18 protein-coding genes are annotated in these 14,829 nt (G+C 59.7%); 13 read left to right on the top strand and 5 right to left on the bottom strand.

Annotated elements, in window-relative coordinates; all coding sequences use genetic code 11:
• A partial coding sequence (locus AC07RZ_RS18150; protein ID WP_494668991.1) for an autotransporter domain-containing protein occupies positions 1-297 on the top strand: 297 nt, incomplete at its 5' end.
• A 95-nt stretch (positions 298-392) separates the two neighbouring features.
• Here the strand turns inward: AC07RZ_RS18150 and AC07RZ_RS18155 are convergent.
• Positions 393-635, bottom strand: a complete 243-nt coding sequence (locus AC07RZ_RS18155; RefSeq protein WP_494668992.1) for an H-NS histone family protein — start codon at positions 633-635, stop codon at positions 393-395.
• Between the two features lie 186 nt (positions 636-821).
• On the opposite strand from AC07RZ_RS18155, the gene AC07RZ_RS18160 reads away from it, so the two are divergent.
• Both AC07RZ_RS18160 and AC07RZ_RS18165 read left to right on the top strand, forming a co-directional pair.
• Positions 822-1,217, top strand: coding sequence for a hypothetical protein (locus AC07RZ_RS18160; RefSeq protein WP_494668993.1), 396 nt, complete (start codon positions 822-824; stop codon positions 1,215-1,217).
• Between the two features lie 168 nt (positions 1,218-1,385).
• Positions 1,386-1,700 (top strand): hypothetical protein, encoded by a 315-nt coding sequence (locus tag AC07RZ_RS18165; protein ID WP_254785140.1) that lies wholly within the window; start codon positions 1,386-1,388, stop codon positions 1,698-1,700.
• 30 nt (positions 1,701-1,730) lie between these two features.
• Here AC07RZ_RS18165 and AC07RZ_RS18170 read toward each other — a convergent pair whose 3' ends face one another.
• Complete coding sequence (locus AC07RZ_RS18170; protein WP_494668994.1) at positions 1,731-2,078, bottom strand: hypothetical protein; 348 nt, start codon at positions 2,076-2,078, stop codon at positions 1,731-1,733.
• Positions 2,079-2,352: 274 nt separating this feature from the next.
• Between AC07RZ_RS18170 and AC07RZ_RS18175 the strand changes: the two genes are divergently transcribed.
• Both AC07RZ_RS18175 and AC07RZ_RS18180 read left to right on the top strand, forming a co-directional pair.
• A complete protein-coding gene (locus AC07RZ_RS18175; protein ID WP_494668995.1) occupies positions 2,353-3,186 on the top strand; it encodes an isocitrate lyase/PEP mutase family protein in 834 nt (277 codons plus the stop codon).
• A 79-nt stretch (positions 3,187-3,265) separates the two neighbouring features.
• Positions 3,266-3,745, top strand: a complete 480-nt coding sequence (locus tag AC07RZ_RS18180) for a DUF1178 family protein (protein WP_494669080.1) — start codon at positions 3,266-3,268, stop codon at positions 3,743-3,745.
• Positions 3,746-3,766: 21 nt separating this feature from the next.
• Here AC07RZ_RS18180 and AC07RZ_RS18185 read toward each other — a convergent pair whose 3' ends face one another.
• From AC07RZ_RS18185 to gmk, 3 genes are read right to left on the bottom strand one after another with little or no spacing between them, the layout of a single operon-like run.
• On the bottom strand, positions 3,767-6,052 hold the full coding sequence (locus AC07RZ_RS18185) for a RelA/SpoT family protein (protein WP_144737324.1): 2,286 nt from the start codon (positions 6,050-6,052) through the stop codon (positions 3,767-3,769).
• A 33-nt stretch (positions 6,053-6,085) separates the two neighbouring features.
• The gene (rpoZ, locus tag AC07RZ_RS18190) at positions 6,086-6,289 is read right to left on the bottom strand and encodes a DNA-directed RNA polymerase subunit omega (protein WP_092351791.1); all 204 of its coding nucleotides are present in this window, start codon (positions 6,287-6,289) and stop codon (positions 6,086-6,088) included.
• Positions 6,290-6,345: 56 nt separating this feature from the next.
• On the bottom strand, positions 6,346-6,990 hold the full coding sequence (gene gmk / locus AC07RZ_RS18195; RefSeq protein ID WP_014006294.1) for a guanylate kinase: 645 nt from the start codon (positions 6,988-6,990) through the stop codon (positions 6,346-6,348).
• Between the two features lie 299 nt (positions 6,991-7,289).
• Between gmk and AC07RZ_RS18200 the strand changes: the two genes are divergently transcribed.
• The 8 genes from AC07RZ_RS18200 to clpB all read left to right on the top strand — a co-directional run bounded on the left by AC07RZ_RS18200 (position 7,290) and on the right by clpB (position 14,701).
• Positions 7,290-7,541 (top strand): DUF2164 domain-containing protein, encoded by a 252-nt coding sequence (locus AC07RZ_RS18200; RefSeq protein WP_144737326.1) that lies wholly within the window; start codon positions 7,290-7,292, stop codon positions 7,539-7,541.
• 128 nt (positions 7,542-7,669) lie between these two features.
• On the top strand, positions 7,670-9,130 hold the full coding sequence (thrC, locus tag AC07RZ_RS18205) for a threonine synthase (protein WP_494668996.1): 1,461 nt from the start codon (positions 7,670-7,672) through the stop codon (positions 9,128-9,130).
• A gap of 17 nt (positions 9,131-9,147) precedes the next feature.
• Entirely contained in the window at positions 9,148-10,392 is a 1,245-nt protein-coding gene (locus AC07RZ_RS18210) for a molybdopterin molybdotransferase MoeA (RefSeq protein WP_494668997.1), read from the top strand.
• A 34-nt stretch (positions 10,393-10,426) separates the two neighbouring features.
• Positions 10,427-10,684 (top strand): molybdopterin converting factor subunit 1, encoded by a 258-nt coding sequence (moaD, locus tag AC07RZ_RS18215; RefSeq protein ID WP_092399319.1) that lies wholly within the window; start codon positions 10,427-10,429, stop codon positions 10,682-10,684.
• A gap of 33 nt (positions 10,685-10,717) precedes the next feature.
• The gene (locus tag AC07RZ_RS18220) at positions 10,718-11,206 is read left to right on the top strand and encodes a molybdenum cofactor biosynthesis protein MoaE (RefSeq protein ID WP_092399317.1); all 489 of its coding nucleotides are present in this window, start codon (positions 10,718-10,720) and stop codon (positions 11,204-11,206) included.
• Positions 11,203-11,577, top strand: a complete 375-nt coding sequence (gene crcB / locus AC07RZ_RS18225; RefSeq protein ID WP_494668998.1) for a fluoride efflux transporter CrcB — start codon at positions 11,203-11,205, stop codon at positions 11,575-11,577. Before AC07RZ_RS18220 ends, crcB begins: the two co-directional genes overlap by 4 nt.
• Before the next feature lie 94 nt (positions 11,578-11,671).
• A complete protein-coding gene (locus tag AC07RZ_RS18230; RefSeq protein ID WP_494668999.1) occupies positions 11,672-11,974 on the top strand; it encodes a hypothetical protein in 303 nt (100 codons plus the stop codon).
• Between the two features lie 123 nt (positions 11,975-12,097).
• Positions 12,098-14,701, top strand: a complete 2,604-nt coding sequence (gene clpB, locus AC07RZ_RS18235; protein ID WP_494669000.1) for an ATP-dependent chaperone ClpB — start codon at positions 12,098-12,100, stop codon at positions 14,699-14,701.
• Positions 14,702-14,829: the final 128 nt, after the last annotated feature.

The raw sequence follows: 14,829 nt of genomic DNA on the forward strand, positions 1-14,829 counted from the left end.
GGCGACAGCAGTTTCCAATGGGCTGGCGGCTTGAGCGTGCTGCAGGCCTACGCGGCGTGGCAGCATGCGTTCAGCGATGGCAGCCTGGATTTCGGGGCGGCGTATGTGGGAGCGCCGGCGGCGCGTTTCACGGTACAGGGGATCGGTCTGGCGCGCAGTACGGGCTGGGCCGGTCTGGGCTTGAGTACGGCGGTCGATAGCCGCTGGGGCTGGTACTTGAACTACGATGCGCAGCTGGGCAACGGCGGCTTGCGCAACAGTGTGCTGGCGCTGGGGCTGCGCTTCAGGCTTGATTGATCCGGGTATTCCTGAGCTGCGGTTGTCATTGGCGGATATCTTGAAGGGCTCTTTATCCGCCGCCGACAACAGCCTGGCGTCAAATCCGCATTGCCTTACATTTCGTTGCCGGCCGGCGCATCGGCGTGCGCAGGTGCAGGCGTTTCTGCTTCCACTGCAGGGCTGGTTTTCATGATGCGCTTCTTGCCCATCAGGCCCAGGTCCGCACCGGTGATGCCGTATTCCTGCATCTTGGTTTTGATTTCGGTAATGACGTCAGCAATTTCGGCCTGACGCAGTTCTTCCGCCTGTTTCCTCAATTGTTCGATTTGTGCTTGCAGCTCTTTGTATGTCGTCATTTCTGTTGCTTTCTTTCGGCGTTTGGGACGCGCAAGTATACCGTAACCACGCAATGCGATGGAATGATACAGCTTGTTGCAAAGATTACCGATTTGTAGTTACCCTCTACATTGCACAACCTATATTGAATACAGGAAGGCAGTTTGTGCCGTCGTGCTGGCGGCATGGGAAGTGAAGGTGTTGCGATGAAAAAGCTGACGGTTTTATGGTTTGCGGCAGCCGCGCTGATGCTAGGCGCGGCCAGCGGTTCGTTGCTTGCGCAAAACAATGGATTCCACGGACAGGGCGGTTTTCACGGCAATGGCAACGGCATGAACCATGGCGGCGGACACCAGGCTCGCCACGGTTTTCACCGGTTCCACGATTTCCATGGACGGGGCCGGATCATCATAGGCGGTCCTTTCTTCTGGCCGCCGGTTTATCGCGATCCGTTCTTTTATCCAGATGCGGCGCCGCTGATGTATGTGCAGCCTGATGCCAACTACAGTTACTACTGCAACGATCCCGTCGGATATTATCCTGATGTGCAGGCTTGCCCGACTGGCTGGTTGCGGGTCGCTCCCGACGATGCGCCATATTGATCCGATCGCAAGCCGCGTAAAAAATGCCGCTCCCTCGAGCGGCATTTTTCATGTGCGTCCGCATGGTAGCCATGCCGCGGCAAATTTTCATCTGGCATCTTGCTGCGGAATGGCAGGGCGCGTACCATGAAGCAAAAAATCATTCGACTTTCTATCCCGGAGAAATGCATGTCTATTCATATGATTGAAGCGGTTCGTTTTAATGTCGCCGGCGACCGGGTCGAAGAAGTGCGCTGGGGACGGGCCAAGCCCAAGGATGACGGTTCGATCGGATGGGAGCACAAGACCTCGGAGCAGGATGTCAGCCTGGTGGTCGACGCCCTGCATTTCGGCGACGAGGTGGCGACGGCGTTTTCAATCGACGGAAAAATCGTGCGCGGTCCCAACATTGCGCTGGTGATCTACGAGCACGGGATTGAAGGCATCGGCATCGCCGGCCAGGATGCGCCCGGCCGCACGCTGGCCGATTTGCCGCGGTTCTGACAAGGCGCGCTGCAAATCCGCCTGGTCAGGTTAAAAATTGCTGGAGGATGTCGGGCCGCGCGCCGCATCGGTGCGGATCGGGGCACTGTTGGCATCGCTGCCATGGGTTTCGCGCCATTCCTGGCGATGCCGCTCGATCTCGGCCCATTGCTCGACGCGCCGCTTTTCCCATTCATTGCGTTCGCGCCAGACCGGCGCCACGATCATGGCGGCCGGCGGCTGGAACAGCTGCGCCGGATGCAGTTCCGCGCCATATAAGGCCGGCGGCGCGTAAAAGGGCGCGGTCCCGCCAATCCCGATACCGGCATCGGCGATGGCCCGATTCGGCATTCCCGCAGCCAGGCCCGCCAGCACCAGCACGAATAATATTTTTCCCATATCGCCCCCCTGATTCGCCGCTTCAAACCCAATAGCGCAATCCCTTCAGGACTTCATTCTAGGAAACAAATCGCCGCGAAGCCAATGGAGATTCGCTGCATATCGGGCTTTTTCTGACATCTTTCGCGGAGCGCTGCACGAAGTAGTTGCTGGTGGTAATGTTTGTGTCTTGATGGCACTGCAGTTACCGGCATAAATTAGTAACGGACAAGATTTTTCCATATGAAAAATCATGAAAAATTTTGCGCCAATGAATTTCTAACGGAGGTACCGAATGCAATCCCAGGCCGAAAAAGCCCGCATATTCCAGCAGCTTCACGCACGCGACGGTGCTTTCATCATTCCCAATCCATGGGATATCGGCAGCGCCAGGCTGCTGGCCCTGTTTGGATTTGAAGCCTTGGCGAGCACCAGCGCGGGATTTGCCTTTTCGCGCGGGCAGCTGGATGGCGGCATAGGACGCCAGCAGATGATGGCGCATTTGACCGAGCTGGCCGCCGCTACCGACCTGCCGCTCAGCGCTGACCTGGAAAATGGTTTCGGCGAGGCGCCGGCGACGGTCGCCGAGACCATCAGGCTGGCTGCGGCCACCGGCATCGTCGGCGGCTCTATCGAAGACGCCAGCGGCAATCGCGACGATCCGATTTACGCCCTGGAACTGGCCGCAGACCGCGTGCGTGCAGCGGCCGAAGCGGCGCGCGGCCTCGATTTTCCATTTACGCTGACTGCGCGGGCTGAAAATTACCTGGCCGGCCGGGCCGACCTGAAAGACACGATCAAGCGGCTCCAGGCTTACCAGGCCGCCGGCGCCGACGTGCTGTATGCGCCGGGCCTGAAAAGCCGGGAAGATATCGCGGCGGTGGTGAGTTCGCTGGACAAGCCGGTGAACGTGGTGATGGGGCTGCAGGGCGTGCAGCTCAGCTTGCAGGAACTGGGCGCTATCGGCGTCAAGCGGGTCAGCGTCGGCGGTTCCCTGGCGCGCGCCGCATTGGGAGCGTTCATACGCGCAGCGGAAGAGATGCGCGAGCATGGCACGTTTACCTACGGCGAAGAGGCGGTGACTACGCGGCGCATCAGTGAAATGCTGCAGGCAGCCGGCAAACTTTGAGCAGCGGAAGCTGGTAATAAGTTATATGCTGGTTAGTGTAAGATCCTTGCTTTTCCGTGCTGAAGAATTGCCGCTCACCATGAAAGTCTACAATCTAGCTTGTGACCAGAATCATCGTTTTGAGGGCTGGTTTGCCTCGGAGGAGGATTTTGTTTCGCAATCCGCGGCGCAGCAGATCGTCTGCCCGGTATGCGATAGCTTCAAGGTCGGCAAGCTGCCGTCAGCCCCGCATCTGAATTTGTCCGCGGCCAGGTCCAATGCGTCCCGGCCTGGCGCGGCCCGTCAGGACCCTGCCGGCGCAGGAGACCAACGCCTGGGTTCGCCGGCAATGGCGCAATTCCAGCAGCGGCTGCAGGATATGGCGCGCCACGTCATTGAAAATACAGAGGATGTCGGTGAAGGTTTTACCGAAGAGGCGCGCCGGATCCATTACAAGGAAGTCGCCGAGCATGGCATCCGGGGCGTGGCCTCGCCGCAGCAGTGCCAGGAGCTGGCGGAAGAAGGCATCGAGGTTTTTCAGCTGCCGCTGCCAATCCCGCACAAGCAGACGCTGCAGTAAGGCGCTTGCGGCGCCGGCAGCTTAGCCGCTGCGGTCGCGCAGGATCCGCGTGACGCCGCGGATGCGGCGCACATTGCGCATCAGCCGGGCCAGGTGCACCCGGTCTTCGACCTGGATGGTGAAGATCAGCTGGGTCATCAGCTGGTCCTTGTCGTCATCCATGTTGACGTAGATGATGTTGGCGTCGGAATCGCCGATTTCGGCGGCAACCCGGGCCAGGATGCCTTTGTCGTTATGCACCAGCACCTTGATGCGGCAGTCGAAACGGCGGTTCAGGTCTTCGCCCCACAGCACTTCGATCCAGCGGTCCGGATCCTTGTTGCGCTGGCGCTTGGCGATATTGCAGTCTTCGGCATGCACCACCAGGCCCTGGTCGCGCTTGAGCTGGCCGGTGATGTGGTCGCCCGGAATCGGCTGGCAGCATGGCGACAGCTGCACCGATACGCCTTCGCTGCCGTAGATCACTACCGGATCCATCTTGGCCGGAGCGGCGACGCCTTCCATGTCGAGCAACGGCGTCACCAAGGGTTCGTTTTCCAGCAAGCCCATGATATGGCGCGCCACCAGGGTCGCCATGCGTTTGCCGACGCCGATGTCGGCATAGATTTCATCGAGCGACTTGGCGCTGGATTCATTCAGCAGGCGGTCGACCACGATAGGCGCCAGCACCGGATTCAGGTTGAGCATCGCCAGCGCTTGCGACAATAGCCGCTGGCCGAGCTCTACCGACTCGCTCAGGTTGATGGTGCGCAAGTGATGGCGGATCGCTGAACGCGCCTTGCCGGTGCGCACAAAGCTGAGCCAGTTCGGACTCGGGCGCGAACTGGGCGAGGTAATGATTTCGACGATATCGCCGTTATGCAGTTCGGTGCGCAGCGGCGCCGGTTCGTGGTTGATCTTGGCGGCGATGGTCTGGTCGCCGACATCGGTATGGATGGTGTAGGCGAAATCGAGGGCAGTGGCGCCGCGCGGCAGGGCGATGATTTTCGATTTCGGCGTGAACACGTAAACCGAATCGGGGAACAGGTCGACCTTGACGTGTTCCAGGAACTCGGCCGAATCGCCGGTCTGTTTCTGGATATCGAGCAGCGACTGCAGCCAGGCATGAGTGCGCTGCTGCAAATCGCTCAGGTTGCCTTCTTCATCCTTGTACAGCCAGTGCGCGGCGACGCCCGACTCGGCCACGCGATGCATGTCCTGGGTGCGGATCTGGAATTCCACCGGGGTGCCGTAAGGGCCGATCAGGGTGGTGTGCAGCGACTGGTAGCCGTTCAGCTTGGGAATCGCGATGTAATCCTTGAACTTGCCCGGCATCGGCTTGTATAGCGCATGCAGGGTGCCCAGCGCCAGGTAGCAGTTGGCGAAGGTGTCGACCACGATGCGGAAGCCGTAGACATCCAGCACCTGGGAAAACGACAGGTGCTTGTTGTGCATCTTGCGGTAGATGCCGAACAGGCTTTTTTCGCGGCCGTCTATCTGGGCGTTGATGCCGGTCGCCGCCAGCGTGGTGCTGACCGATTCCAGGATCTTGCTGACCACTTCGCGGCGGTTGCCGCGGGCTGCCTTGACTGCCTTGGCCAAGGTGCGGTGGCGCAGCGGATACAGGTGGGAGAACGCCAGTTCCTGCAGTTCGCGGTAAATATTGTTGAGGCCCAGCCGATGCGCGATCGGGATGTAGACCTCCATGGTCTCGCGCGCGATGCGGCGTTTCTTTTCCGGGATCATCACGCCCAGCGTGCGCATGTTGTGCAGGCGGTCGGCCAGCTTGACCAGGATCACCCGCACGTCGCGCGCCATCGCCAGCAGCATCTTGCGGAAGTTCTCGGCCTGGGCTTCGATCTGGCTCTGGAACTCGATCTTGTCCAGTTTCGACAGGCCATCGACCAAAGTCGCGACCGGCGCGCCGAAACGTTCGATCAGCTCGTCCTTCTTGACGTCCTGGTCTTCCATGACGTCGTGCAGCAGGGCCGCCATGATGGCTTGCGCGTCGAGCTTCCAGTCGGCGCAGATTTCAGCGACGGCGATCGGATGCGAGATATAGGGTTCGCCGGATTTGCGCATCTGCCCCAGATGCATTTCATCCGAAAAGCGATACGCTTCCTTGACCTTCTTCAGCTCGGCTGGAGTCAGGTATTCGGCAAGCTTGGTGGTCAGGTGCGTGATCGAGGCAACGCCGGGTTGAAGCGCGGGCTGGTGATCTGGCAAGGGAGGAGTATTCGCGGGTTTTCTGGCTGAGCGGGGGGATGCCGCCCGTTTTTTAGTGGTTGCGGCTGACGACAGGCTTGAATCTGGAGATGTCAGGTTCATACTGGATAGTTATCAGCCGCATGATGTTAATGGTTAACCAGGTACCTTTTTTAGCATTTCAATACCAATCTTGCCTGCGGCGATTTCGCGCAGTGCTATTACGGTTGGCTTGTCTTTTGCGTCAATCTTGGCAGTGTGGCCTTGCAACAGCTGGCGCGCGCGGTAAGTCGCGGACAGCGTCAACTGAAAACGGTTAGGGATCTGTTTCAAACAATCTTCGATGGTGATGCGGGCCATATATTCTCCGGAAAACGGTGTAGCTTGGTGTTGGCTTGATGCTGGTTGATTTAATGCTAACTTAAGTTGGCGTGTATGCCTAATTGGGCAAACAAAGACGCGTTGCGCACTGCCTGCTGCGAAAAGCGGCAGCGAGTGGCTTTGACTATCGCTGTTAATTCCGACAAAGCAGATGCAAACTCTTGATTAATAATAACATATTCAAACTCGGGGGCGTGCGCGATTTCGCCGCCGGCGGCGAGAATGCGACGCGTAATGACCTGCGGCTCGTCCTGTCCGCGCTTTTTCAGGCGGTCTTCCAGGGCTGCGATCGACGGCGGCAGGATAAAAATGCCGACCGCGTGCGGGAACTGCTTCTTCACCTGCTGCGCGCCTTGCCAGTCGATTTCCAGCAAAACGTCGGTGCCCGACTGCATTTGCTCGGCAATCGCCAGGCGCGAAGTGCCGTAATAATTGGTGTGGACTTCAGCCCATTCCAGGAACTCACCCTGCTTGTGGCGCGCCCGGAAATCTTCGACCGTAGTGAAATGGTATTCGCGGCCGTCCTGCTCGCCCGGGCGCGGCGGGCGCGTGGTGTAGGAGATCGACAGCTTGATGGCTTGTTCTTGCGCCAGCAGGGCGTTGACCAGCGTCGATTTGCCGGCGCCGGAAGGTGCAACCACCATGAACAGGCTGCCAGACATAGGGTGCTCGTCGGGCATGGCCGAACCGGCCAGCAGTTCATTTGGTGAAGCAGGTATAAGTGGTGGTGTCATGACAATAGGATAATGTGCAAGCTGACAAGCATATTTAACATACTTGTATATAAGAGTGACATTGTATCAGCGCGACAATAAGGCTGCAGCCCCGATTTGTATCATTCCTGCATAGCGCCAACGGCAGGTATATTGGCGCTGTGATAACGATGGCGCCGGCCATGGTGTACATTTATGGGTTTTCAAAAAGCGCCGGGCCCCGGCCGTCGCGTTTTGACGATGTACAGATGACAAGGAAGAGCGCCATGGCGATCAAATTGCAGCAAAGCGAGCAGAAGGACCTGGTCGGATCGATCCAGCGCTATTTCAAGGAAAACATGGAAGAGCCCATCGGCGACCTGCAAGCCGGCATGCTGCTCGATTTTTGCCTGCGCGTGATTGGCCCCAGCATCTATAACCAGGCGATTGCCGATGCGCAGGCGCACATGGAGGCGAAAGTCTCCGACCTGGCGATCGAGTGCTACGAAGAGAGCGGCGACTACTGGAAGAAAAAATAAGCCCGGCAACCACTTGCGTCGCCCATGCAAAGCTGACAGCAGCACGGCAGCGAACGTTATAATGCAAACAGCAGCTTGTAACCAGATTCTGATCCTGACCCGCAATTTTAAATAACGCCATCCACGATATGCATTATGTTTCGACCCGCGGCCACGCAGCCGCGCAAAATTTCTCCGAAATCCTGTTAGGCGGCCTGGCCCCGGATGGCGGTCTGTACCTGCCTGAAAAATATCCGCAAGTCACCGGCGCCGAACTGGATCAGTGGCGCAGCCTGTCATACGCTGACCTGGCGTTCGAGGTGTTGAAGAAATTCGCGACCGACGTGCCGCAAGCCGACCTGAAGGCCCTGGCGCACAAGACCTACAGCGCCGAGGTGTACCGCAATGCACGGGCGGGCGAAGACGCCGGCCAGATCACGCCTTTGCGCGTGCTGGAAGAAAAGGACGGCGGCAAGCTGCTGCTGCAAGCACTGTCGAACGGTCCGACGCTGGCCTTCAAGGACATGGCGATGCAGCTGCTGGGCAACCTGTTTGAATATACGCTGGCGAAGAACGACGCCAAGCTGAACATTTTCGGCGCTACTTCCGGCGATACCGGCAGCGCGGCGGAATATGCGATGCGCGGCAAAAAAGGCATACGCGTCTTCATGCTGTCGCCGCACAAGAAGATGAGCGCATTCCAGACCGCGCAGATGTTCAGCCTGCAGGATCCGAACATTTTCAATATCGCGGTCGAAGGCGTATTCGACGATTGCCAGGACATGGTCAAGGCGGTATCCAACGACCACGCCTTCAAAGCCAGCCAGAAAATCGGCACTGTCAATTCGATCAACTGGGCGCGCGTGGTGGCGCAAGTGGTGTATTACTTCCGCGGCTACCTGAGCGCCACGACCAGCAATGACCAGAAAGTATCGTTCACCGTTCCTTCGGGCAATTTCGGCAATATCTGCGCCGGCCATATCGCGCGCATGATGGGCTTGCCGATCGACAAGCTGGTGGCCGCCACCAACGAGAACGACGTGCTCGACGAATTCTTCCGCACCGGCGCCTACCGGGTGCGCAAGCCGGCCGAGACATATCACACCAGCAGCCCCAGCATGGACATCAGCAAGGCGTCCAATTTCGAGCGTTTCATCCACGATCTGCTGGATGGCGACAGCGAGCGCGTGCGCGCCTTGTTCCACAAGGTGGAAACCGCCGGCGGGTTCAGCCTGGCGGGCGGCCCCGGCAGCGATGGCGATGAATTTGCCAAGATCGGCGGTTTCGGCTTCCAGTCCGGCAAGTCGACCCACCAGGACCGGCTGGCCACCATCCGCGATATCGAACAGCGCTACGGCATCACCATCGACACCCACACCGCCGATGGCGTCAAGGTGGCGCGCGAATACCTGGTTCCTGGGGTGCCGATGATCGTGCTGGAAACCGCGTTGCCGGCCAAGTTCAACGAAACCATCCGCGAAGCGCTTGGGCGCGACGCAGAGCGGCCGGCCGGTTTTGAAAACATAGAAGCGCTGCCGCAGCGCTTCGAAGTAATGGCGGCCGACGTGGCGCAGGTGAAGACTTTCATCGCCAGCCACACCGGCTTGTAAGCTTGCCGCGAACAGACATGCAAAAACCCCCGATGTTTTCCGTTGCCGAAGCCCTCGATGTATTGCTGGCGGCGCCGCGGCCGCTGGTCGACGGCGCCGCCACCGAACTGGTCCCGACGCTGTCCGCGAATGGCCGGATACTGGCGGATGCCCAGGTTTCCCGGCTCAACGTGCCGCCGGCGGACAATACGCAAATGGATGGCTATGCGGTACGCGCCGCGGATTGCGCCAGCGGCGCTGCCGGAGGGGCGCGGCTGCCTGTCTCGCAGCGGATTCCCGCCGGCCATGTCGGCGCGCCGCTGCAAGCCGGCACCGCTGCCCGCATCTTTACCGGCGCCATGATTCCAGAAGGCGCCGATGCCGTGGTCATGCAGGAAATGTGCGAGGTTGACGGCGACGCCGTCGTCATCAAGCATGCGCCGGCCGTCGGCGAGTGGGTGCGCCGCGCCGGCGAAGATATCCGCAGCGGCAGCGTGATCCTGTCGGCCGGCACGCGGTTGCGGCCGCAGCATCTCGGCCTGGCGGCTTCGGTCGGGCTGGAAGCATTGCCGGTGCTGCGCAAATTGCGGGTGGCGATGTTTTTCACCGGCGACGAACTGGCCATGCCAGGCCAGCCGCTGAAACCGGGCGCCATCTACAACTCGAACCGCTTCGTATTGCGCGGCCTGCTGGAAAACCTGGGTTGCGAAATCAGCGATTACGGCATCGTCCCCGACAACCGCGAAGCGACCCGCGAGGCGCTGCGCCTTGCGGCGCAAGAGCATGATTTGATCCTGACCTCGGGCGGCGTGTCGGTCGGGGAAGAGGACCACGTCAAGCCGGCGGTGGAAGCGGAAGGGCGTCTGAACATGTGGCAGATCGCCATGAAGCCTGGCAAGCCGCTGGCATTCGGCGAAGTCCGCCGCGCCGCAGGCGGCACGGCTTTCTTTATCGGCTTGCCCGGCAATCCGGTATCCAGTTTTGTCACATTCCTGATCTTCGTGCGGCCATTCATCCTGCGCCAGCAAGGCGTGGCGGCAAGCGGGCTGGCGCCGCAAGCGGTGACCATGCGCGCCGACTTCGACTGGCCCAAGGCCGACCGCCGGCAGGAATTCCTGCGCGCAAAAATCAACGCCGACGGCGGCCTCGACCTGTTCCCGCAGCAAGGTTCGGGCGTGCTGACGTCGACCGTGTGGGGCGACGGCCTGGTCGACAATCCAGCCGGGAATACCATCGCCAAGGGCGATTTGCTGCGCTTTTTGCCGTTTTCCGCTTTTCTGTAAGCGGTCCTTGCAATTGACTGAAAATGAGAATGTAATGAAAATCCAGCTGCGCTTTTTTGCCAGTATCCGCGAGGCGCTCAACTTGTCTCAGGAAACGCTGGAGCTGCCGGCTACGATCGCTACCGTCGGCGAACTGCGCGCTTTCCTGCGCACCCGCGGCGCGCTCTGGGCCGAAGTGCTGGCGGAGGGGCGTTCCTTGCGCATGGCGTTCAACCAGGAGCTGGCGAACGCGGATACCGCCCTGGCCGAAGGCGGCGAAGTGGCATTTTTTCCGCCGGTCACCGGCGGCTGATCCTGGTTTGCTGTTGTCCGTGAGGTCTTGATTATGCCCATCCGTGTTCAGGCTGAGGATTTTGATTTCGCCGCCGAGCTTGCGCAACTGCGGTTGTCCAATCCCAAGATTGGCGCCGTCGTCAGCTTTCTCGGCACCGTGCGCGATCTGAACGACGGCAGCGCCGTCGCCCAGATGGAGCTCGAGCATTACCCAGGCATGACCGAGAAAGCCCTGACGGCCATCGTCGACCAGGCCAAGCAACGCTGGGATATCTTCGACGCCCTGGTGATACACCGCATCGGTCCCTTGCTGCCGCTGGACCAGATCGTACTGGTGGCGGTGAGCTCGGCGCACCGCGGCGATGCCTTCGCGGCCTGCGAATACATCATCGACTACCTGAAAACCGAAGCGCCGTTCTGGAAAAAAGAACACACGGAGCAGGGCGCGCGCTGGGTCGACGCCCGCAGCGCCGACGACGAGGCGCTGGCCAAATGGGAACAGGACGCGCTGCCGTTGCCTATGCGCGAAAGCAAGAAGTGAGCTGGCTGGCGGTTGGCGTCGGCGCTGTCCTCGGCGCCTGGCTGCGCTGGGGCGCAAGCATCTTGCTGGGGGCCTACCGGGACCAATTGCCGCTGGGAACTTTGCTGGTGAACCTGGCGGGCGGCTACATGGCCGGCCTGGCGGTTGCCTTCTTCGAAGCGCATCCCGTGCTGCCGATCGAATGGCGTTTGCTGGTGATTACCGGATTCCTCGGCGGGCTGACGACCTTTTCCACTTTTTCCGCAGAATCGATGGTGCTTCTGCAGCATGGCCAATATGCCTGGTTCCTCGGACATACCGTGTTGCACCTTTGTGGTTCGATTATCTTGTGTATCGCCGGTTTTGCGACTTATCGGGTCCTGTTTTTCTGATTTAAGATGCCTCTTAAAGACAGGATATTAAAAAGAAAATATTCTGCATAAAACGGCTCGGGACTGGAAAGGCTGGCATATGGAGGCTACATCTATGGCTGCTTACCTGCAGGAAGCAATTGTGAAAAGGAAAAAACCGCAAAGGCAGTCATTTGACGGCGGCGATGGCGGTGGCTATGATGAAAATATGGAAACCAGGGTTCTGAAACTTGAAGAATGTGTCAATGACGCGCGCGACCGGCTGGCGCGGATAGAAACGCGCCTGGACCAGACGGCTACCAGCGCCGACATGCACAGGGAGATGACGGACCAGACCTGGCGGCTGGTGACGTTTGTCTGCGGCTTCGGTTCTGCCCTGGTGGCCGTGACCTACTTCATGGCCACGCACATCAGGTAGTCCGGCCTACGGATGTCGCGCCAGCTCTTCCTTGCGAAGAGCTTTTTTATGCCTGGCCAATGCCTAACTTGAAATCAGCAGGTTTGTCCCAATTTTCTACCCATTAGATATTTTGGAGGAACCATGCGTTTCGATAAATTAACCACAAAACTGCAGGAAGCGATTGCAGACGCCCAAAGCCAGGCGGTCGGCAATGATAATCAATACATCGATCCGGTCCATGCGCTGATCGCGCTGCTGAACCAGGACGACGGCAGCGCCACCTCGCTGCTGCAACGGGCCGGCGTCAACGTCGCGGCCCTGGGTAACGGTCTGAAAGCTGCCTTGGAACGCCTGCCCAAGGTAAGCGGCGCCGGCGGCGAAGTGCAGATAGGGCGCGAGCTGCTGGCATTGCTCAACCTGGCGGACAAGGAAGCGCAAAAACGCGGCGACCAGTTCATCGCCAGCGAGATGCTGTTGCTGGCCCTGCTCGACGACAAGTCGGACGCCGGCCGGCTGGCGCGCGAAAACGGCCTCACGCGCAAAGCGCTGGAAGCAGCGATTACTGCGGTGCGCGGCGGCGCCAACGTGGCTTCCCAGGATGGCGAAGGCCAGCGCGAAGCCCTGAAGAAATACACCCTGGACCTGACCGAACGGGCGCGCCTCGGCAAGCTCGATCCGGTGATCGGCCGCGACGATGAAATCCGGCGCGCGATCCAGGTGCTGCAACGGCGCAGCAAGAACAACCCGGTGCTGATCGGCGAACCGGGCGTCGGCAAGACCGCGATCGTCGAAGGCCTGGCGCAACGGATCGTCAACGGCGAAGTGCCTGACAGCCTGAAATCGAAGCGGGTGCTGTCGCTCGACATGGCAGCCTTGCTGGCCGGCGCGAAATTCCGCGGCGAATTCGAGGAGCGCCTGAAAGCGGTGCTGAAGGAAATCGCCCAGGACGAAGGACAAACCATCGTTTTCATCGACGAATTGCACACCATGGTCGGCGCCGGCAAGGCGGAGGGCGCAATGGATGCCGGCAACATGCTGAAACCGGCCCTGGCGCGCGGCGAGCTGCACTGCGTCGGCGCTACCACGCTGGACGAGTACCGCAAATACATCGAGAAAGATGCGGCGCTGGAACGGCGTTTCCAGAAAATCCTGGTCGACGAGCCTAGCGTCGAAGCCACGATTGCAATCCTGCGCGGCCTGCAGGAAAAATACGAAGTCCACCATGGCGTGGAAATTACCGACCCGGCGATCGTCGCGGCGGCGGAGTTGTCGCATCGCTACATCACCGACCGTTTCCTGCCGGACAAGGCGATCGACCTGATCGACGAGGCTGCGGCCAAGATCAAGATTGAAATCGACTCCAAGCCGGAGGTGATGGACAAGCTCGACCGGCGTTTGATCCAGCTCAAGATCGAACGTGAAGCGGTGCGCCGCGAGAAGGATGAAGCTTCGCAAAAACGCTTCGCCCTGATCGAGGAAGAAATCGAGAAACTGTCGCGCGAATACGCCGACCTGGAAGAAATCTGGAAATCGGAGAAAGCCAGCGCCCAGGGCAGCAAGCACCTGAAGGAAGAGATCGAAAAGCTGCGCCTGCAAATCGACGAAGCGACGCGCAACAGCGACTGGCAAAAGGTTTCCGAACTGAAGTACGGCAAGCTCAATGAACTGGAAAAAGCGCTGGAAACCCAATCCAGGCAAGATGCGCTGGCGGCCGCGCACCCCGATCCGAACGGCAAGCCGCAGCTGGTGCGGACCCAGGTCGGCGCCGACGAAATCGCCGAGATCGTCTCGCGCGCTACCGGCATCCCGGTGTCCAAGATGCTGCAGGGCGAGCGCGACAAGCTGGTCAAGATGGAAGACGAATTGCACAAGCGCGTGGTGGGCCAGGACGAGGCGATCGTTGCGGTGTCGGATGCCATCCGCCGTTCGCGCGCCGGGCTGAGCGATCCTGACCGGCCATACGGCTCGTTCATGTTCCTCGGACCGACCGGCGTCGGCAAGACCGAACTGTGCAAGGCCCTGGCCGGTTTCCTGTTCGACAGCACCGATGCCTTGATCCGCATCGACATGAGCGAGTTCATGGAGAAACATTCGGTCGCACGCCTGATCGGCGCGCCGCCCGGTTACGTCGGTTACGAGGAGGGCGGCTACCTGACCGAGCTGGTGCGCCGCAAGCCGTACAGCGTGATCCTGCTGGATGAAATCGAGAAAGCCCACCCGGACGTGTTCAACGTGCTGCTGCAGGTGCTGGACGACGGCCGCATGACCGATGGCCAGGGCCGCACCGTGGATTTCAAGAATACGGTGATCGTGATGACCTCGAACCTGGGTTCGCATCGGATCCAGGCAATGGAGGGCAGCGATCCGGCGGTGGTGAAGATGGAAGTGATGGCTGAAGTCAGGAGCCATTTCCGGCCGGAGTTCATCAACCGTATCGATGAAATCGTGGTGTTCCATGCCCTCGACGAGAAGAACATCGGCGCCATCGCCAAGATCCAGCTGAAGATCCTCGAACAGCGCCTGGCGAAAATGGACATGGGGCTGGTGATTTCAGAAGCCGGGCTGCAAAAGATCGCCGAGGCAGGTTTCGATCCGGTTTATGGCGCACGGCCGTTGAAGCGGGCGATCCAGCAGCAGATCGAGAATCCCCTGTCAAAGTTGATTCTCGAAGGCAAGTTTGGGCCGAAGGACATTATCCACATAAATGTTAACAATGGTGAGATAGTGTTCAAAGTGACAATCTAAGCTCAGATTTTACAGGCGCAAACAGGTAGAATCGCGGCAGGCTTGAACGTGTTGCTTTATGAATTAAAGGTCACATGGCGATGCCGTGTGGCCTTTTTTTAGGTCTATGCTCTTAGTTCGTAGTGCTT

It is taken from the genome of Collimonas sp. GW821-FHT07E08, assembly GCF_059418905.1.